Origin of the sequence: Nonomuraea helvata (assembly GCF_039535785.1) — a bacterium.
GTDB lineage: Bacteria > Actinomycetota > Actinomycetes > Streptosporangiales > Streptosporangiaceae > Nonomuraea > Nonomuraea helvata.
In genome coordinates, this window is record NZ_BAAAXV010000001.1 from 2,522,816 (window position 1) to 2,542,193 (window position 19,378).

The 19,378-nt window shown below is 72.9% G+C and carries 18 protein-coding genes; 10 read left to right on the forward strand and 8 right to left on the reverse strand.

What is annotated here, in order from left to right; genetic code table 11:
- Positions 1-41 precede the first annotated feature (41 nt).
- On the reverse strand, positions 42-950 hold the full coding sequence (locus ABD830_RS11670) for a cyclase family protein (RefSeq protein ID WP_344986670.1): 909 nt from the start codon (positions 948-950) through the stop codon (positions 42-44).
- A gap of 60 nt (positions 951-1,010) precedes the next feature.
- Between ABD830_RS11670 and ABD830_RS11675 the strand changes: the two genes are divergently transcribed.
- Positions 1,011-2,162, forward strand: coding sequence for a serine hydrolase domain-containing protein (locus ABD830_RS11675; RefSeq protein WP_344986671.1), 1,152 nt, complete (start codon positions 1,011-1,013; stop codon positions 2,160-2,162).
- Positions 2,163-2,174: 12 nt separating this feature from the next.
- Here the strand turns inward: ABD830_RS11675 and ABD830_RS11680 are convergent, their stop codons facing one another.
- The gene (locus tag ABD830_RS11680) at positions 2,175-2,906 is read right to left on the reverse strand and encodes an SDR family NAD(P)-dependent oxidoreductase (RefSeq protein WP_344987666.1); all 732 of its coding nucleotides are present in this window, start codon (positions 2,904-2,906) and stop codon (positions 2,175-2,177) included.
- Entirely contained in the window at positions 2,906-3,496 is a 591-nt protein-coding gene (locus ABD830_RS11685; RefSeq protein ID WP_344986672.1) for a cysteine hydrolase family protein, read from the reverse strand. The genes ABD830_RS11680 and ABD830_RS11685 overlap by 1 nt, the downstream gene beginning before the upstream one ends.
- Positions 3,497-3,632: 136 nt before the next feature.
- Between ABD830_RS11685 and ABD830_RS11690 the strand changes: the two genes are divergently transcribed.
- The 7 genes from ABD830_RS11690 to ABD830_RS11720 all read left to right on the forward strand — a co-directional run bounded on the left by ABD830_RS11690 (position 3,633) and on the right by ABD830_RS11720 (position 12,735).
- On the forward strand, positions 3,633-5,360 hold the full coding sequence (locus ABD830_RS11690) for a protein kinase domain-containing protein (protein WP_344986675.1): 1,728 nt from the start codon (positions 3,633-3,635) through the stop codon (positions 5,358-5,360).
- A gap of 52 nt (positions 5,361-5,412) precedes the next feature.
- Entirely contained in the window at positions 5,413-5,775 is a 363-nt protein-coding gene (locus ABD830_RS11695; RefSeq protein WP_344986676.1) for a Zn-ribbon domain-containing OB-fold protein, read from the forward strand.
- Entirely contained in the window at positions 5,772-6,095 is a 324-nt protein-coding gene (locus tag ABD830_RS11700) for a VOC family protein (RefSeq protein ID WP_344986677.1), read from the forward strand. The genes ABD830_RS11695 and ABD830_RS11700 overlap by 4 nt, the downstream gene beginning before the upstream one ends.
- Before the next feature lie 15 nt (positions 6,096-6,110).
- Positions 6,111-7,619 carry a class I adenylate-forming enzyme family protein gene (locus ABD830_RS11705; protein WP_344986678.1) on the forward strand — a complete coding sequence of 503 codons (1,509 nt, stop codon included), beginning with the start codon at positions 6,111-6,113 and terminating at the stop codon, positions 7,617-7,619.
- Between the two features lie 20 nt (positions 7,620-7,639).
- On the forward strand, positions 7,640-9,709 hold the full coding sequence (locus ABD830_RS11710) for an acetate--CoA ligase family protein (RefSeq protein ID WP_344986679.1): 2,070 nt from the start codon (positions 7,640-7,642) through the stop codon (positions 9,707-9,709).
- Positions 9,696-10,445, forward strand: coding sequence for a glucose 1-dehydrogenase (locus tag ABD830_RS11715; protein WP_344986680.1), 750 nt, complete (start codon positions 9,696-9,698; stop codon positions 10,443-10,445). Before ABD830_RS11710 ends, ABD830_RS11715 begins: the two co-directional genes overlap by 14 nt.
- A gap of 298 nt (positions 10,446-10,743) precedes the next feature.
- The gene (locus ABD830_RS11720; RefSeq protein ID WP_344986681.1) at positions 10,744-12,735 is read left to right on the forward strand and encodes a CHAP domain-containing protein; all 1,992 of its coding nucleotides are present in this window, start codon (positions 10,744-10,746) and stop codon (positions 12,733-12,735) included.
- Positions 12,736-12,742: 7 nt separating this feature from the next.
- On the opposite strand, the gene ABD830_RS11725 is transcribed toward ABD830_RS11720, so the two are convergent.
- Genes ABD830_RS11725 through ABD830_RS11735 form a run of 3 tightly spaced genes read right to left on the reverse strand, consistent with a single transcriptional unit; the run spans position 12,743 to position 15,611 of the window.
- Positions 12,743-13,552: a TIGR03619 family F420-dependent LLM class oxidoreductase gene (locus tag ABD830_RS11725; protein ID WP_344986682.1), complete on the reverse strand. Its 810-nt coding sequence runs from the start codon at positions 13,550-13,552 to the stop codon at positions 12,743-12,745.
- Positions 13,549-14,511 (reverse strand): acyl-CoA dehydrogenase family protein, encoded by a 963-nt coding sequence (locus ABD830_RS11730; RefSeq protein WP_344986683.1) that lies wholly within the window; start codon positions 14,509-14,511, stop codon positions 13,549-13,551. Before ABD830_RS11730 ends, ABD830_RS11725 begins: the two co-directional genes overlap by 4 nt.
- On the reverse strand, positions 14,508-15,611 hold the full coding sequence (locus tag ABD830_RS11735) for an acyl-CoA dehydrogenase family protein (protein WP_344986684.1): 1,104 nt from the start codon (positions 15,609-15,611) through the stop codon (positions 14,508-14,510). The genes ABD830_RS11730 and ABD830_RS11735 overlap by 4 nt, the downstream gene beginning before the upstream one ends.
- Before the next feature lie 63 nt (positions 15,612-15,674).
- Between ABD830_RS11735 and ABD830_RS11740 the strand changes: the two genes are divergently transcribed.
- Positions 15,675-16,718 (forward strand): helix-turn-helix domain-containing protein, encoded by a 1,044-nt coding sequence (locus tag ABD830_RS11740; RefSeq protein WP_344986685.1) that lies wholly within the window; start codon positions 15,675-15,677, stop codon positions 16,716-16,718.
- Here ABD830_RS11740 and ABD830_RS11745 read toward each other — a convergent pair.
- On the reverse strand, positions 16,696-17,661 hold the full coding sequence (locus ABD830_RS11745; protein ID WP_344986687.1) for an alpha/beta hydrolase: 966 nt from the start codon (positions 17,659-17,661) through the stop codon (positions 16,696-16,698). The genes ABD830_RS11740 and ABD830_RS11745 overlap by 23 nt on opposite strands.
- Before the next feature lie 88 nt (positions 17,662-17,749).
- On the reverse strand, positions 17,750-18,418 hold the full coding sequence (locus ABD830_RS11750) for a type 1 glutamine amidotransferase domain-containing protein (protein WP_344986688.1): 669 nt from the start codon (positions 18,416-18,418) through the stop codon (positions 17,750-17,752).
- A 73-nt stretch (positions 18,419-18,491) separates the two neighbouring features.
- Between ABD830_RS11750 and ABD830_RS11755 the strand changes: the two genes are divergently transcribed.
- Positions 18,492-19,373 carry a LysR family transcriptional regulator gene (locus tag ABD830_RS11755; protein ID WP_344986689.1) on the forward strand — a complete coding sequence of 294 codons (882 nt, stop codon included), beginning with the start codon at positions 18,492-18,494 and terminating at the stop codon, positions 19,371-19,373.
- Positions 19,374-19,378 lie beyond the last annotated feature (5 nt).

Genomic DNA, 19,378 nt, shown 5'->3' on the forward strand with positions numbered 1-19,378 from the left:
CCGCTCCAGCGTGCGGTCCTGGCAGCCGGAGGGGGCTTTCTCTAGAGGATCGCCAGCGGGGTGACCGGGCTCCCGGTGCCGCCCTCGATCCTGAGCGGCGCCACCACGAACACGAACTCCGTACGGTCCGCCGCCCCCAGCTCCTCCAGCCAGAGCATCTCGACGAGGTGCACGCCGTGCCGGTGGAGCAGGATGAGGTGCAGGTCGTCGGCGAGGCCCTCGTCGGCGAGCCCCCGGGCGTTGAGCCCGCCGATGGCGGCGTTGTCCGAGGCCACCACCGACACGTCGTGCGCCGCCAGCCAGCGGCCCGCGTCGGCGGACAGTCCCGGCTGGCCCGCCCAGTACTCCTCGCGCGAGCGCCGCCACACCACCGGCCATCCGGTACGGATCACCGCGGCGTCCCCGGGTCGCGGCGTGGCGATCTCCGCCAGCAGCTCGGCCGAGATCCTGAAGTCCGCGGGCAGGTGGTCGAGCCCGAGGTGGCGGGGCACGTCGAACAGCACGCCCCTCGCGACCACGCCGCCCACCTGCTCGATGCCGCACCTGGTCGCGCCGTAGGAACGGACCCTGGCCGCCGGGTGGCCGTTGTAGAGCTCGTCGCCCGACCACATGTGGCACAGCGCGTCCATGTGGGTCGTGGTGCCGTGGTGGCTGACGACCAGGGCGTCGTCGGCCACGTACAGGCCCTCGCCGATCGGGCGCGCGCCGGCCGCGTAGTCGCCGCCGTCCACGGACATGAAGTGCTGCGGCAGCGGGCGGCCGGGCAGGTGCGGGACGGTCGTGGGCGCGGGCGAGGAGGTCGCGCCCCTGATCGGCATGGCCAGGCTGAGCACCTCGCCCGTGGTGGCGCTGCGCAGCGCGTCGAGCACCACGGCCGGGGTGAGCAGATTGAGGGTGCCGCGCTGATCGTCTGGGCCGAAACGTCCCCAGTTGTTAGGCTCGTGAACCAAGTAAGCGCTCCCTTTCTCATGCGCGCCGCCTGGCGCGGATAACCCTGCGCCGGAGGTCTGATGCACTGCGATCCGCGGTTCTCCCGCGTGCGCGAGGTGTTCGATCGGCATCTCGCCGACGGCGCGGAGCTGGGCGCCGCCTTCGCGGTCTACCTGGACGGCGAGCTGGTCGTCGATCTGTGGGGCGGCGTGGCGGACCGGCACACGGGGCGGACGTGGGAGGGCGACACGCCCGCCTTCGCGTACTCCTGCACGAAGGCGATCACCGCCACCGTGCTGCTGCAGCTCGCCGAGCGGGGGCTGGTGGACGTCTCCGGCGCGGTCGCCGACGTGTGGCCGGAGTTCGCGGCCCGGGGCAAGGGGGCGGTCACCGTCGAGCACCTGCTCACTCACCAGTCCGGGCTGCCGGCGGTGGAGGAGCCGGTGCCGGTGGAGGAGTTCGGGGACCTGGCGGCCATCGCGGCGCGGCTCGCCGATCAGGCGCCTCTGTGGGAGCCGGGGTCGGCGCACGGCTATCACGCGCTGTCGTACGGGTTCCTGGTGGGAGAGGTGATCAGGCGGGTCACCGGCAAGTCGGTCGGCGAGCTGGTCGCCGCGGAGATCGCCGAGCCGCTGGGGCTGGAGCTCTGGGTGGGGGCGCCGGACACGGTGATCGCGCGTACGGCCCGGCTCAAGGCAGGCGAACGCCCCCGCGCGGCGGTCACCGAGGCCACCGGCGGGGTGCCGGATGTGCTGGCCGAGATGGCGAAGGCGGCGCTCGATCCGCAGAGCCTCATGAACCGCGCGCTCGCCAACCCCGGCATGCACCTCCTCAAGGGCGGCGCGAACCATCCGGACATCCTGCGCGCGGGCTGGCCCGCGGCCGGGGTCGTGACCACGGCGAGGGGGCTGGCCGGGTTCTACCGTTCGCTGATCGCGGGCGACCTCCTGCGCCCCGAGACGCTGCGCGACGCCGTGCGCCCCCGCGTGGACGGCCCCGACCGGGTCCTGCTGCTGGAGACCTCGTTCGGCCTCGGTTACATGCTGCCGTCCATGACGTTCCTGATGCCGTCCCAGACCGCGTTCGGCCACTCGGGGCTGGGCGGCTCGCTCGGCATGGGCGACCCGGGGCGCGGCCTGGCCATCGGCTACGTCATGAACAAGATGGCCGACGCCGTCTCCGGCAACCTGCGCGGCCTCCGCCTGGTGCAGGCCGTCTACGACTCGCTCTGACCGCATGACGGCTCAGTGCATGGTCACGCCGCCGCTCACCGACAGCGTCTGCCCGGTGATGTAGGCCGCGCGATCCGTGCACAGGTAGCCGACCAGGCCCGCCACGTCGGCGGGGGTCCCGAGGCGGCGCAGCGGGATGCCCCGCGCGATCTTGTCCACCAGCCCCGGTTCGGCCGCGGACACCCGCTGGAGCATCGGCGTGTCCGTGGGGCCGGGGCAGACCACGTTCGAGGTGACGCCCGCCCTGGCCGCCTCCCTGGCGAGCGTCTTGGCCAGGCCGAACAGCCCCGCCTTGGTCGCCGCGTACGCCCCCTCGCCGCCCGAGCCCGCCCGCGCGCCGTCGGAGGAGACGAACACCAGCCGCCCCCAGCCCCTGGCCGTCATGCCGGGCAGGAGCAGCTTGGTGAGCAGCATCGGCCCGCGCAGGTTGACCTGCCACATGAGGTCCCAGCCCGCCGGGTCGCTCTCGGTGAACGGCTCCACGATCGACACCCCGGCGTTGTGCACCACGATGTCCACCCGGCCCACCGCTCCGGCGAACTCCTCGACGGAGGCGGGCGAGGCCAGGTCCACCACCGCCGCCCGCCCGCCGGGCAGGCCCGCGGCCACCGGCTCCGCGTCCCGCACGTCGGCGACCACGACCTCCGCCCCCAGCGCGGACAGGTCCGCGGCGATGGCCGCGCCGATCGCGCCCGCTCCCCCGGTCACCACCGCCACGCGCCCGTCCAGGCGCAGCCCGTCCATCATTTCCAGCTCTCGACGAGGTCGGCGGCGGTGGCGCGGGTGGCGAGGAGGCTGATCGTGTGTTTCAGCACGGCCCGCGCGTAGTCCTCGGGGATGCCCGCCACCGCGTCCGTGACCACGGTCACCCGGTATCCGAGGTTGACCGCCTCCAGCGCCAGGCCCGGGATGCCCAGGTTGAGCGACACGCCCGCCGCGACCACGGCGGTCACGCCCAGGGAGCGCAGCGTCATGTCGAGCGAGGTGCCGGTGAACGGTGAGAAGCCGTGGTAACGGCGGCTCTCCAGGTCGCCGCCGTCCCACAGCTCGGGGATGACCTCCGCGGCGGCCGTGCCCTCCAGCATGTGGTCGGGGTCCTTGAGAAGAGAGACGATGAACGGGCAGTTGCCGGTGTGGGAGCCGGACCGGTCGGGGCGGAAGGCGGCCGTGCAGTGGATCACCGGGATCCCGGCCGACCTGGCCGTGTGGAGGAGGCGGGCGGTGTTGGCCACGACGTCGTGCCGGTCGCAGGCAGCCACCAGGTCCGGAAATTTGGTTAGATCGCCGACGACGCCCCGCTGCATCTCCATCACGAGCACGGCCACGCGCTCCACGGGCGACCTCCGTCGATTTAGCCGAGCGCTTGCTTGGGGACGGCTCAGCATATCACCACGAAATATCTTCGGTCGTGACAACCCCAACCCCAGGTGAGACCGTCGAATTGAGGACGGCTGCTTATGGGGGTTCGACTTGGTCCCTGGTTACCGTGAAGTACGTCAGCTCGGCGCCGGTCGCACCGGCCGCGTGTTCCTCGCCACCTACCAGCAGACGGGCGCGTACGTGGCGATCAAGTATCTGAACGCCACCTTGCGCAGGGACACCGAGTTCATGGACCGCTTCCGGTCGGACACCCACGAACTGGTCGAGATCGACGATCCGAACGTGGTCCGGATCTACGAGTACGTCGAGACCCCCACCAGGGCCGCCGTCGTCATGGAGCTGGTGGACGGCGTGTCGCTGCGCACGCTGCTGACCGAGCACCGCGGGATCAGCCCGGAGGCGGCACTCACCGTGCTGAAGAGCACGCTGCAGGCCCTGGCCGCCGCGCACGAGCGGGGCGTGCCGCACCGTGACGTCAAGCCGGAGAACATCCTGGTCCAGGCGGACGGCACCAGCAAGCTGGCCGACTTCGGCGTCGTCGTGCACGCGGAGGAGCCGGGCGTGCCCGCGGGCAGCCCCGAGTACATGTCGCCCGAGCTGTGGACGCAGGGCCGGGCGGGGCCACCCGCGGACCTGTACGCGGCGGCGTGCCTGCTCTTCGAGGCGGTCAGGGGGCGGCCTCCCTACCGGGCGGTCAAGGAGGGCCCGTCCGGCGGCGACGAAGGGGCGCTGGACGTTCCCGCCGTGCGGGACAAGCACCTGGTGGAGCCGATCCCGCTCGAGTTGGCCCCCGACACGCTGCGCGACCTGCTCAAACGCGGGATGGCCAAGGACCCGGCGGCGAGGTACGCCTCGGCCAGGCAGTTCGCGGCCGAGGTCGAGGAGGACGCGGTCGCCGGCTACGGGCCGGAGTGGGAGAAGCGGGGGCGGCGGCACCTGGGCGAGCTGGCCACGCTGATGGCGCTCCGGTTCCCGCTGGCCAGGACCGACGGGGCCGTGGGCGTCCCCCTGAAGGAGCGGGTGCTGCGGATGCCCCGGCTGCCGCCGCACTTATGGGTGGCGGGGGCGACGGTGGTCGCGGTGGCGGTCTCGCTCATGGTGTCGGGCGGGCGGCTGCCTCCCGGTCCCGGCACGATCCTGATGCCGCCGCCCAGGACGACGCCGAGCGAGCCGGATCCGACTCCCGTCGACGCGGCCACGCCCACCCGGACCCGGACGTCCGCCGTTCCCCGCCGCACGTCCTCCTCCCCCACTCGGACACCGACCAATTCCGCGCCGCCGCCTCCTCCCCCCGCGACCCGCCAGGACAACGGGACCTCCGTGCCGCGTCCCGTCGCCGTCCAGGCCGCCGGCATCGTGAAGTGGAGCGGCACGGCGGGGGCGATCAAGGTCTCCACGGACGGCACGGGACCGGTGCGGCTGCGGATCTCGTACACGCGGCGGGACGGGGAGGGCGGGGTCGCCAGGACCGTACGGCAGGAGAGCCGCACCTTACGGGGCAGCACGTCGTACACCAGCAACGTGGCGCACGAGCCCGGGAGCGTCTCCTGCGGGGAGCGGGCGTACTTCGGGATCGTCGTCATGACGGAGCCTGCCGCGGGGAACGGGCCGCAGGTGAGCGAGGTCGCGGTGGACGGTCCCGCCTGCCCCGCGCCCACCCGGTCCGCCACGCCGACCCCCGGTGAGGAGCACAGCCAGGAACACAGCACCCCGGCCCTCGCCACGCCCACGCCGTCGGGCACGGAGCAGCCGCTCGCCCGCGGGTCGGACGAGCCCACCACCCCTGCCTCGACCCCTTCGGGCGAGCCGTCACCATAGGCCCGCAGCCGGGCCTTGTGAGGCAACCAAGCGTGCGCTAGCTTGGCAAGCGATGAGCGGTGACACCTCTGCGTACCGGGCCGCCTGCGCGCGCGGCGAGCTGGTCGTCCAGCGCTGTACGTCGTGCGACCGCCGCGTCCACCTCCCCGAGGCCGACTGCCCCTGGTGCGGCGCAGGCGAGCTCGTGTTCGAGCCGGTCGCGGGCCAGGGTGTCGTGCAGACGTTCACCGTCGTGCACCGCTCGTTCGCCCCTGACTACCGGGGCCGGGAGCCGTACGTGATGGCCTGGGTGGACCTGCCGGAGGGCGTGCGGGCGTTCGGGCACGTGGTGGGGTGCGCCCCGGACGACGTACGCATCGGCATGCCGGTACGCGTGACGTTCATCGACGAACTCCCCCATTGGAGGCCCGTGTGAAGCTCGGCAACGTGCTGATCCCCGTCACAGACCTGGACGAGGCGATCGCCTTCTACGGGCTGCCGGTGAAGTTCAGGGACGGCGACAGGTTCGCGGCGCTGGACGGCGGCGGGGTCACCGTGGCGCTGGCCGGGCCCGCCGAGCACGTCACAGCCTCGGCCGCGCCGTCGTACAAGGTGGACGATCTGGACAAGGCCGTGCGGGAGATGGCGGCGCGCGGCGGCGAGGTGGTGCGGGAGCCCGAGAAGGGGCCGCATGAGACGCGGGCCGTGCTGCGCGATCCCTCAGGAAACGTCTTCGTGCTCTATCAGCCCCTCTGACTGGAGGCAGCCCCCATGGCGCGATCACCATACGGGAACTACGGCCACGCGATACTGACCGCCGGAGCGCTGCGGACGCCCGACCGGGTCGCGCTGACGTACTGCGGCGAGCAGAGCTTCACCTACGACGAGCTCAACAGGAACGTCAACCGCCGCGCCCACGCCCTCCTCGCCAAGGGGATCACGCCGGGCCGGCGGGTGGCGGCGCTGCTCAACGAGACGTTGCGGGTGGCCGAGGTCTACCTGGCCCAGGCCAAGATCGGGGCGGTGACGGCGGCGTTGAACCCGTACTGGCCGGTGGAGACGCAGCGTGACGTGGTGGCGGCCTCGGGGTGCACGGCGTTCGTGTACGACGCGACGGTCGAGGGCGTGGTCGGGCAGATCAAGGACTCCCTCCCGGCCGTGACCACGTGGATCGACGTGCGCGACCTCGAGGGCGGCTCCGACGAGGAGCCGCCGATCAGCGGGTGGTACGACGACCCGCTGGCGCTCTACTACACCTCCGGCACGACGGGCCTGCCGAAGGCGGTCGTGCACACGCACGCGTCGTCCCTGGCCACGGCGCAGATCTGGCTGGACGTGCCGCGCGGGCCCGACTCGGTGTTCGGGACGGGCGCGATCATCTGGGGCATCGGCTTCCCGGCCATCGTCGGGCCCGCCCTGTACGCCGGGATGCGCCTGGTGCTGGAGCAGGACTGGGGCCCGGCGAACTTCCTGCGCGTCGTCCCCCGCGAGCGGGTCACGCATCTGTCGCAGATCCCTTCGTTCTACTCCGCGCTGCTCGCGTCGCCCGATCACGAGGGCGTGGACCTGGCGTCCATCCAGGTGATCATGCTCGGCGGCGAGCCGCTGACCAGGACCATGCTGGACCGGATCAAGACCAGGCTCCCGCAGGCGGGCGTGTACTCGTACTACGGCCAGACCGAGGCCCCGTACACGTGCATGGGCCGCGTGGACGACGGCTCGACCCCGCTCGGCTCCTCGGGCCGCGCCCGCACCGGGAACGCGGTCCAGATCACCGGCCCGAACGGCAACCACGTGATCGACGAGGTCGGCGAGATCAACCTGGCCGGGCCGCACCGGATGACCGGCTACGACGGCCTGCCGGAGCGGACGGCGGAGGTGCTGCGCGGCGAGTGGTACGTCGGCGGCGACCTCGGCACGCTCTCCGCCGACGGCGTGCTGCGCGTGCTGGGCAGGCGGGAGGACTCCATACTCAAGGGCGGCGTCTGGACCCAGCCGGTCGTGATCGAGGAGGCGGCCTCGGCGCTGGACGGCGTGGCCGAGGCGGGCGCGGTCGGCGTGCCGGAAGGGGCCTCCGAACAGCGGATCCTGCTGGCGGTCGTGCCGCGCGCCGGGCACACTCTGGAGGCGTCCAAACTGGCGCTGGCCCTGGCCGACACGCTGCCCGCGCACCAGCGGCCCGACCACATCGTGGTGGCCGACGAGCTGCCGCACTCGCAGGACGCCTCCGGCGGGCCGGGCAAGCTGCTGCGCGGGAAGATCCGCGAGCTGCTCGGGTGAGCGCGTACGAAGGGGCTCAGGTGAACGCGCACAAGGCTGCTCAGGGGAGCGCGCACGAGACCGCTCGGGCGAGCGCGTACGAGCACGAGGTCAAGGCGCTGCTCAGCGAGGCCGGGGTGCCGGTGCCGCGCGGGGTGGTGGTGCGCGACCTCGACTTCTCCCCGGCCGCGGAGCTGGCCGAGCCGCTGGTGCTGAAGGCGTTCGGCCCGGGGCTGGTGCACAAGTCGGACGTCGGCGCCGTCGCGCTCGGGCTCTCCAGGGACGAGCTCGAGGCGGCCGCGGCCGGCATGCGGGCCAGGCTCGAGGTCGCGGGGTTCCTCGTCGAGGAGCAGGCCGAGGCCGGGGTGGAGCTCATCGTGGGCCTGGTCCGCGACCCGGGCTTCGGCCCGGTGCTGCTGGCCGGGCTGGGCGGGGTCTGGACGGAGGCGCTGCGCGACACCGCGCTGCGGCTCTGCCCGATCTCGGAGGTGGACGCGCGGCGCATGCTGGCGTCGCTGCGCGGCGCTTCCGTCCTGTACGGACGCCGTGGCGGCCCGCCGGTGGACGTGGACGCGGTGGTCAAGCTGCTCATGACGGTCGGCGGCCCGGGCGGGCTGTGGGAGCGGCTGGAACTGGGCGAGTTCGAGCTGAACCCGGTCATCGCCGGCCCTTCCGGCGTGATCGCGGTCGATGCCCGCCACCTGCCCGCCCCGGCACCTGTCGTGTCCGGGGCACCCGGCAACGTGACGAACTTCCTGCCGCTCTTCGAGCCCCGGGCGGTGGCCGTCGTCGGCGCCTCCACGACCCGGCCGAACTTCGGGAACATGTTCCTCGGCTTCTACCGGGCCGCGGGCGTCCCGCTGGTGGCCGTGCACCCGTCGGCGTCCGAGGTCGCGGGGGTGCCGGCCGTGCCGTCCCTCGCCGAGGCGGACGTGGACTACGCCCTCGTGGCCGTGCCCGCCGAGCGGTGCGCCGAGGTGGTGCGGCAGGCGTACGGGGTGCCGTTCGTGCAGGTGATGAGCGGTGGGTTCGGCGAGGCGGGGCGGCCGGAGCTGGAGGCGGAGCTGGTCGAGGCGGCGCGGGCGGCGGGGACGCGGCTGCTCGGGCCCAACTGCATGGGCGTGTACTGCCCGCAGGGACGGCAGACGTTCGTGGGGGGCGGTCTCGGGCCCGCCGGGTCCGTGGCGCTGATCTCGCAGAGCGGCGGGCTCGCGGGCGAGGTGATCAAGGTCGGGGAGCGGCGCGGGCTGGCGTTCAGCCGGGTCGCCACCGTCGGGAACTCGGCCGACGTGACCCCCGCCGAGCTGCTGCGCTGGCTGGCCCGCGACCCGCAGACACGCGCCGTCGGGCTGTACCTGGAGGACCCGCGTGACGGGCGCGAGCTGTCCGAGGCGCTGCGCTCCGCGGAGATGCCGGTGGTGCTGCTGGTCGGCGGGCGCACCGGGCAGGGACAGGAGGCGGCCGCCTCGCACACCGGCGGCATGGTGAGCGACCGGCGGGTCTGGGAGGCCGTGGCCGAACAGGCCGGGGCGGTGCTGGTGTCCAGTCAGGACGACCTCATCGGGGTGCTGGCGTACTTCCAGGCGCACGGCTCGCGCACCTCCGGCGGCGACGGGGTGCTGGTGGTGGGGCCGAGCGGGGGCGCGAGCGTGCTGGCGGCGGACGCGTTCGACCTGGCCGGGGTCCGGCTGGATCCACTGCCCGGCGACGCCCCGGCCGCGCTGCGCGGCCTCGGCGTGGTGACCTCGGGCAATCCGCTCGAGGTGCCGGTGGGGCCTTTGGGGCGGGCCGCCCTGGTGCCCGACGTGATGGCGGCTCTGCTGCGGCACCGGGCGTACCGCGACGTGGTCCTGCACGTCAACGTCCAGGCGTTCTTCACGTACGGGGACGCGGCCGAGCCCTTGTACGCGTACGCGCGGGCCGTGGCGGGGGCGCAGGAGGCGCTGCCCGGCACCAGGATCACCCTCGTCACCAGGAACGGTGAGTGCGCGCCCGCGGGCGTCGAGGACGAAGTGAGGCGGATCGCGGCGGCGGCGGGGATCCCCGTCTACCGCTCCATGGAGGCGGCCGCGGTGGCCGTCGCGGCTGGAGGACGTTATGGGGCTGCTTGAGGGAAAAGTTGCGTTGATCACCGGCGGGGCTCGCGGCATGGGCGCGGCGCACGTGCGGCTGTTCCTGGAGGAAGGGGCGCGGGTGGTCTTCGGTGACGTGCTGGACGAGGAGGGCAAGGCGCTGGCCGATGAGACGGGGGCCGCGTACGTCCATCACGATGTGACTCTCGCCGAGGACTGGGCGCGGGCGGTGGCGACGGCCACGGAGCTGCACGGTCAGCTGGACGTGCTGGTCAACAACGCCGGGATCCTGAAATTTCGTCGCATCGCCGACATGTCGCCCGACGACTTCGATCGCGTGATATCCGTGAACCTCAAGGGCACCTGGCTGGGGATCAAGTCGGTGATCGGCCCCATGAAGGCGGCCGGGCGCGGCGCCATCGTGAACATCTCCTCGATCGAGGGCTTCGTCGGGGCCGAGGGGCTGTCGGCGTACTCGGCCTCCAAGTTCGGCGTGCGCGGCCTCACCAAGTCGGCCGCCCGCGAGCTCGCCCGTTTCAAGATCCGGGTCAACTCGGTGCATCCGGGCGCGATCAACACCTCCATGGCGATGGACCCGGACCTGATGAACGAGGTCGACGCCGACGCGTTCCTGAAATCCATGGTCATCAAGCGCTTCGCCAAGCCGGTGGAGGTGTCGCACGTGGTGGCGTTCCTGGCTTCGGACCGGGCCAGCTACTGCACGGGAAGCGAGTTCACGGTGGACGGCGGCCTCCTGACCGGTGCCGGCTACTGATCACCCCACAGCGGCGCGGAGGGCGCATGGGCCGCCACCTGGGCATGAGCTAGATCTTTTTGGATTAAACCTCCGAAGCTTGGACATTTCTGGCAATATCTTTGACCAGCGGTTATCTAGCCTAGGAAGGCTTGAACCTCTCTTGGCTCGTGCTTGACCTGCCTTGACCGCAAGGTAGCCTCGCTCATCACGGAAGACGACAAGCCTCCGGTTTTGTCACACTGGCCCCTGGGTACCCCCTTTACCCGGATTCATGTTGACAAACCCGGTCTTGCCCGGAAGGTTCCCCACTACTTCCATGACGCCAGAGATTCAGAAGTTCATCGAGCTGCTCGAGAGCCAGATCGGCTACTCCGAGAAGGCCGATGATTACACCAAGTTCGGCGACTGGTACGGCAAACACGTAGAGTTCGACGCCGACTACAGTTCCGCCCCCTGGTGCGACATGTACCTGTCGTGGGCGGCGCACAAGCTTGGGTACCAGGACTGGATCGGGCAGTTCGCGTGGACGGTCTCGCACGCGAAGTGGTTCAAGAAGCAGGGAGCGTGGGGCCACAAGCCCAAGCCCGGTGCCATCGTCTTCTACGACTGGAGCGGGTCGAACGACATCGACAAGATCGACCATGTCGGTATCGTGACGCGGGTCGAGGGCCACACGATCTACACCATCGAGGGGAACATCGACGGAGGCGTCGCCAAGCGCAAGGAACGCGACACGAGCAAGGTCGTCGGGTACGGCTACCCCGAGCGCATCAAGTCCCGCCTGGACGAGGAGGCGGCCCGGCAGCAGCGAGAGGCCCAGAAGAAGGCCGAGGAGCAGACCGCGCTGAAGCCCGGGCCGGGCACCGACGTTGGCACGCTCCAGCTGCCCGGGTACGAGGGGCTCACCTCTTTGATCCCCCAGAACCAGATCATCACTCAGAACCCGCAGAACCCGGTCGAGGAGCCCGCCAAGGCCCCTGTCACCGGCAGCTCACCGGCGAAGAAGTCCCCCCAGACCGCCCCCACCCCCGCGCCCAAGGTCACCGCCGGCACCGTCACCGACGGCAAGGTCGCCGAGAACCTGACGCAGCAGCCCAAGAAGGCCAAGCACGCCAAACCGGCCACGGCCGACACCACGGCGGCGACCGCCAAGCCCCTCCCCACGCACACCGACGCCTCGGCCACCGGCCCGCTGCCGAGCATCTCCTCTCCGACGCTCGTCGGCACGACCCTGGTGGCCGCGCTGGCGCTGCTCGCCGTGGCCAAGACCCGCCGTCTCCGGATGGCCCCGGTCACCGCAGGAAGCACGGCGCCCCGCTCCAACAGCAACCGCCGCCGTCGCCGCCGCACGTCCACGGCCATGCCGGTACGGGCGAGCGTGCGCCTGGACAGCGCCCAGGACACGCCCCTGCGCACCGCGGCGCTGGACGCCATCACTCTGGACACCGCCCAGCTCACCACCGCCACGGCTGTCGAACTGGCCGCCACGTCGTCCACCGTCTCGTCTGCCGTCCGGCGCATCGCAGCCCAGGACGCCCGGCACGTCACGGACATCGACGTCGCCGCCCAGAACGCCCGGCACATCACGGACTCGGACGTCTTCCGGCGCATCACGGTGTCCGGCACGCGGGGCTCCGACGGCTCGGAGGCCTTCGGCCGCACCGCCGCCACCCGTGGCGCCAGGCACCGCAGGCGCCCGCTCGACACCCGCCCCTTCGACCTCGCCATCGACGCCGCTCCGCGCGACATCACCGCGACGGGACCGATCGAGATCGTGCTGGACACCGGACCGCTGGAGCGCATCGTCGACACCGGGCCGTTCGAGCGCATCGTCATCCCGGGAGCGACCAGTGCGTTCGACGCCTTCGCCCCGACCGGGGGCGTCGGCGGCGGCCTCAGTGGAGGCATCGGCGGCGGCATGGGCGGCGACGTCCTCGACACCCCCGACATCGGCGCCACCTACCGGGGGCGTCGCCGCCGCCGCGAGCACCTCGCCGAAGAGACTGCGGCGTTCTCGAACGACCAGCCCCTGCGCGGCCGACGCCACCGCAGGCCGTCGGCCGCCCCGCAGGGCGTCCACGTCGGCGGTGCCCAGGAGCTGACCGGCCGCCGCCACGCCACGACCCCGCTACCGCCCCGCCGCGACGACGACCGCGAGCTGGTCGGCGTCGGCACGAGCGCCGGATCCCAGGCAGCCGCGGCCCAGCCGACCAGGAGCACCGCACCTCAGCCGGGCGGGAGCGCGACAGGCCACGCGGCGAGGAGCGCCCAGGTCCAGCCCAGAAGGCGGGGACGGCACCGGGCGTGACCGGCCCTCACAACGCATAGTCGGCGGCGAAGGCGGCCAGCCGGGACACCGCGTCCCGGCTGCGCGTCCAGGGACGTACGATCAGCCGCTCCACGCCCAGCGCCGCCCAGGCGGGCACCTCGTCGGGCGAGGCCAACGCGTACGCGTGCGCGGTCACCGGCACCCCCGCCCCCAGCCGGTCGAGCTGCGGCTTGATCGACTCGAGGGTGTGCGGCATGCTGATCCACCCGTCGCACAGCCGGGCCGCCCTGCGCAGCGCGGCGGCCGACTCCCCGCCCGCGAGCACCGGCAACCGCGGCTGCACCGGCTTGGGCTCGAAGGCCACCTCGGGAAAGGAGTAGAACCTCCCGGAATGGGCGACCACAGGCTCGCTCCAGAGCCGCCTGACCACCTCGATCGCCTCGTCCAGCCGCGCTCCCCGAGTGCCGAACTCGACCCCGGCCGCCTCCCACTCCCCTCGGTACCAGCCCGCGCCGACCCCGCAGATGGCCCGTCCCGACGAGACCACGTCGAGGGTGGCGAACGCGCGGGCCGACACGAAGGGGTGGCGCAGGGCGAGGAGCTGCACCGCCGTGCCGAGCTTGACGCGGGAGGTGAGGGCGGCGAGCCAGCAGAGGTACGCGGGCGCGTCGAACAGCGGCGTCGTGGGCTTGATCCCCGGCTCCGACGTCCCCGGATAGGCGGCCGAGGACAGGTCGGTGGCGAAGACGAGGTGCTCGGGCAGCCACACCGACTCGAACCCCAGCTCGTCCGCCGCCACCGCCACGTCCTTCCACGCGGCCGGGTGCAGCAGCCCGAGCGGCACGCCGAACTTCACGGGTACCTCCCCAGGTCACCGTCCAGCACGGCGGCACGCAGGCGCTCGCGGTGGACGGCCGTGGTGCCGTACGCGGCCGACAGCGACCAGGCCCGGGCGAGCCAGAACCGCAGGTCCAGCTCCTCCGTGTACCCGATCGCCCCGTGCACCTGCAACGCCACCCGGGCCGCCAGGACGGCGGCCTCACCGGCGGCGGCCTTGGCCGCGCTCACGTCACGGTCCACGCCGGCGACGGCCCGGTCCACCGAGAGCGCCGCCCGATGCACCAGCGGCGCGGCGAAGTCGACCGCGACGGCCACGTCGGCGAGCTGGTGCCTGACCGCCTGGAAGGACCCGATCGGCGCGCCGAACTGCGTCCGGACCTTGGCGTAGGCCACCGAGACCGCGAGCAGCTCCCTGGCGATCCCGATGAGCTGGGCGGCGGTGGCGACCGTGGCCCGCCGCAGCGCCGGCACGGCCGATCCGGGCAGCCGTTCGGACTCGTCGAAGGCCACCTCGAACAGCGGCCGGCACGGGTCCACGCCGGCCCGGGGCGTCAGGCGGGCGGACTCCCTGGCGACCAGCCGCAGGCCGTCGGCGGCGGCCACGACGATCAGGTCGGCGAGGTCGGCATCCGGGGCGTACACCTGACCGGGCGGCAGCACGCTCACGCACACGGCGCCCGAGGCCAGCTTGGGAACGCCCCCGACCAGGTACGGCGCGGCGACGGCGGTCTCGACGACCGGCCCGGGAAGGCACGCCCGGCCGACCTCCTCCAGGGCGGGCAGGAGGTCGGTGAGCCCGAGCCCCAGCCCGTCGCTCTCGGGCGGCAGGAGCAACCCGAAGAACCCGAGCTCGGCCAGTCGCTCCCAGCCGGGCCGCCGCTCCGTGCGCAGCGCGGCCGGCGGGCAGTGGGACCGCAGCACGTCACGCACGGTCGCGCCCAGCGCGAGCTGTTCGTCGGTGAATCCGAAGTTCATCGCGGCAGCCCCAGAACCCGTTCGGCGACGATGTTGCGCTGGATCTCGTTCGTGCCCGCGTAAATGGGCCCCGCCAGCGAGAACAGGAACCCGTCCAGCCAGGGCGTCTCCCCTGCCCGCTCCCCCAGCAGCTCCATGGCCAGGGCGTGCATGCGCAGGTCCAGCTCGGACCAGAACACCTTTCCCATGCTGGCCGCGGACCCGATCTCCTCCCCCGCCATGAGCCGCCGCGCCGTCCCGAACGTGTGCAGCCGGTACGCCTCCGCCTCCACCCAGCACCTGGCTGCCCGATCGGCCGACGCCGGATCGCCCGAGGAGCGGGCCAGCGCGACGAGCCGGTCGGCGGTGGCCAGGAAGCGGCCGGGGCTGCGCAGCGCGAGGCCGCGTTCTGAGGAGGTGGTGGCCATCGCGACCCGCCAGCCTTCGCCGACGTCCCCGAGCACCATCGACTCGTCCGCGAACACCCCGTCGAAGTGCAGCTCCGCGAAGCCGGGCAGCCCGTCGAGCTGCGCGATCGGCCGCACGGCGACGTCCGTGAGGGGGAACATGAAGTACGTCAGCCCCCGGTGCCGCGTCCCGGACGTGCGGAACAGGCCGAACCCGTGCGTGGCGTACGCGGCCCGCGAACTCCACGTCTTGTGCCCGTACAGCCGCCAGCCGCCGGGCACGGGCTCGGCGCGGGAGGTCAGCGCGGCCAGGTCGCTGCCCGCCTCCGGCTCCGACCAGGCCTGCGCCCACACGTCGTCGCCCCTGGCCATTCTCGGCAGCCACCGTTCGCGCTGCTCGGGTGTGCCGAAGCGCATCAGGGACGGGCCCAGCAGGAAGATCCCGTTCTGGGTCACCCGGGCGGGGGCCCCGGCTGCCCAGTACTCCTCCTCGAAGATCAGCCACTCGATCAGGGAGGCGCCGCGCCCGCCGTACTCCTCGGGCCAGGAGACGACGGACAGCCGCGCCTCCGCGAGCAGCGCCTCCCATGAGCGGTGCGCCGCGAAGCCCTCGGGGGTGTCCATCGACGGGAGCGACCGCGGCACGTGCGCGCTCAGCCAGTCGCGAACCTCGGCACGGAAGCCCTGCTCGGCCGGGGAGAAGTCGAGATCCACAGATACCAACCTAGCGCACGCTTGGTAACTCGAACAGCCGTTTTCCGGCATAGTGTGGTGGCCATGCAGGGACTGCTGCTGCGGCTCTCCACGCTCGACGCGGACGCGGAGAGCGCGGTGCGGGTCATCGCCTACTTCGACTCACTGGTTCGCGACCACGTGAGCGTGCCCGTGCTGCTCGCGGCCACGGCCCGGCTGGCGCAGTGCCCGGCCGGGCTGCTCGACGCGGCCACGGGCCGCCGCTTCCGCACGTCCCCCGATGGTGCCGTGGACACGCCGGCGGACGTCCCGTCCCAGGTCAGAGAGTTGAGCGACGGGCTCGGGGCCGTCTGGATGGAGCGCGAGGGAGTGCCGCACGGGCTCGACGAGATCGTCCTCGAGCGGTACGCGGTGGCGGCGGAGGTCACCCTGGAACGCGCGGCCGCCCTGGAGCGGTCAGGGCGGGACCCAGCCCTGGTGGAGCTGGTGCTGTCGGCCGAGACCGGCGAGGCCGAACGCGCCCGCGCCCTGCGCCTGCTCGGCTTCGCCCCGTCCACCCCGCTCCAGGCCCTCGCCATCGCGCTGCCCGACCGCGGCCTGGCCTCGGGCCTGCGCGCGATGGGCCACCAGGTGCGCGCCACGACGATCGGCGACACGGAGGCGGTGCTGGTGGCCACGACGCTGCCCAGCGACCTTCCGGACGGGTCGCGGGTGGGGATCGGCCCCGAACTGCCCGGCGAGCGGGCGGCCGAGTCGTGGGCCGGCGCGCGGACCGCGCTCCGCTTCACCGGCCCGCACGACCGCGTGATGCGCTGGTCGGACCTGGGCGCGCTGGCGCTCTTCGCCGACCTGCCTGAGCCCGCGGTGGCCGGGCTGGCCGACGTCCAGGCCATGGAGCGGCTCGGCGACGAGGCCGTCGCGGCGGTGCGGGCGCTCTGCCTGGCGGGTTCGGTGCGCGGCGCGGCCACCGCCATGCACCTGCACCACAGCTCGATGGCCGCGCGCGTCGCCCGCGCCGAGTCCGTGCTGGGCTTCTCGCTCGCCGACCCGGCCGGACGCCTGCGCGCCCACCTCGCCCTCGCCCTGGTGCGCCTGCGCGCCAACCTCAGAGCCGGTACGCGCGCTTGAGCGCGGCCAGCCGGGCCGCCCGCGCCCGCTTGCTGAGCTCGGCGTCCGGGACCATCCCGTCGAACCCGTGGAAGGCCCCCGGATAGAGGTGGAACTCGGTGGACACCCCCGCCTGCGACAGCCGCAGCGCGTAGTCGAGGTCCTCGTCCCTGAACACCTCCAGCTCGCCGACGTCGATGAACGCCGGAGGCAGCCCGGCCAGGTCCGTGGCCCTCGCCGGGGCCGCGTACGGGGGCACGTCGTCGGTGCCGATGCGGTCGCCGAGCAGGGCGGTCCAGCCGAAGAGGTTCGCCGTCCTGTCCCACACCACGGCCTCGGTGAACTCGTGGCTGGACGGGGTGATGTTGCGGTCGTCCAGCATCGGGCAGACGAGCAGTTGGAACGCGATGTCGGGGCCGCCCCGGTCGCGGGCCAGCAGGACGGTGGCCGCGGCCAGCCCGCCGCCCGCGCTGGCACCGCCGACCACGATCCGCGCCGGGTCGATGCCGAGCTCGGCCGCCGACTTGGCGGTCCACACCAGCCCCGCGTAGCAGTCCTCGACCGGCGCGGGATGCGGGTTCTCCGGCGCCAGCCGGTAGTCGACCGAGACCGCCACACACCCGAGCTCCTCGACGTAGCCGATCATCATGGCCTCGTCGATCTCGGGCGTGCCGATGATCATCCCACCGCCGTGGATCCAGTAGAGCCCCGGCCGCCCCTCGCCGTCCTGCGCCGGACGGTAGATCCGCACGCGCACGTCGGGGGCGCCCTCAGGGCCCGGAACGTGACGGTCCTCGATCACCACGTCGGTCTGGGCGGGCGGGGCGGCGGCCAGGAAGGCGTTGACCTGTGCCCGGTGCCCCGGTAGCGCCTCCGGCGTCAGGTTCGCGACGTCGAACGTCGGGAGCGGCGTCCGTTCGAGCGCGGCACGGATCTCCGGATCGAGGTTGGGGTGGAATGCCATGGGATCTCCCGTCTACGGATGGCTACCCTTCGATGCTCGGAGCCCGCGCCGCGGCACACAAGCCGCCATCCGGCGGCGATTGCGCTCCTCAGCCCCGCCGTTCGGCGAGCACCTCGAGCACGCGCTCCGCGAGGGGCGTGGCGCTGGCCGGGTTCTGGCCGGTGGCGAGGCGGCCGTCCACCACGACCTGGGCCTGCCAGTTCGCACCCGGCTCGTGCTGGGCGCCCCGCTCCACCAGTTTGTCCGCCAGCAGGAACGGCACCACGTCCGCCACGCCGCGCAGCTTCTCCTCCTCGTTGGTGAACGCCGCCACCCGCTTGCCCGACACCAGGTAGGAGCCGTCGGACAGGGTCAGGTTCACCAGCGCGGACGGGCCGTGGCAGACCGCCGCCACCACGCCGCCCCCCTCGTAGACCTGGCGCCCGACGCGGATGACGTCGGGATCGTCAGGGAAGTCCCACATGGTGCCGTGGCCTCCGGCGTAGAGCACGGCGTCGTAGCGGGAGGGGTCGGCGTCGGCCAGGCGGCCGGTGCCCTGCTGCTCGACGAGGGCGACGAAGTCCACCTGGGCCTGGTCGGCCGAGTCGAACCCGTCCTGGGGCGGCTGCCCGCCCCGCACGCTGGCCACGTCCACCTCGTAGCCGGCCTTGCGGAAGATCTCCCACGGGTGGGCGGCCTCCGGCACGTAGTAGCCGGTCCGCTCGACGCCACCGAGGTCGTCATTGCTGGTCAGTGCTATCAGGATGCGCTTGTTCATGCCTCTCAGCATCGCTCCGCGGAGCCATCAGCCACAAATAACGAAGCAGCGCTTGAGGTATCAGAATAGTGATATGTCGCCTCTCTCGCTCGACCTGCTGCGGACCTTCCTCGCGGTGTACAGGACCGGGTCCCTCACGGCCGCCGCGCAGACGCTCGGCCTGTCGCAGCCGGCCGTGACCGCGCAGGTCAAGGCGCTGGAGTCGGTGCTGGACCGGCCGCTGTTCGACCGGCTGGCACGCGGGGTCGCGCCCACGCCCGCCGCCGACGAGCTGGCCCGCCGGGTGGCGCCCTCGCTCGACTCGCTGGACGAGGTGGTGGAGTCGGAGCTGCCCTCGGACGCGGCCGTGCACCTGGGCGGGCCCGCCGAGTTCCTGTGCGAGGAGGTGATGCCGATGCTCGCCCCGCTGGTGCGCTCGGGGCTGCGGCTGCGGACCACGCTCGGGCTCTCTGACGACCTCCTTGCGGACCTCGCGGCCGGGCGGCTGGACCTGGTGCTCTCCACGATCCGGCCCCGGGTGCGCGGCGTGCAGGCGGACCCCGTCTACGACGAGGAGTTCCTGCTGGTCGCCGCCCCCTCCCTGGCGCTTCCCGGCACCGGGCCGAGGGAGCTGGCGGGCGTGCCGCTGGTGGCCTACGCCGAGGACCTGCCCATCGTGCGCCGCTACTGGCGCACAGTGTTCGGCCGGCGGCCCTCGATGGCGGCCCAGGTCGTCATTCCCGACCTCCGCGGCGTGCTCAGCGCCGTCAGGGCCGGGATGGGCGTCTCCGTCCTGCCCGCCTACCTGTGCCGCCGCGACCTGGCGGCGGGCACGCTGGTCACGCTGGCCGAGCCCGACGAGGCGCCCATCAACACCGGCTACCTGGCCGTCCGCTCAGGCGCGCTGGCCAGACCCGCGGTGGCGCGGGTACGGGCACACCTCATCGAGGCGTTCCGCACCGCTCCCACGTACTAGGCCGA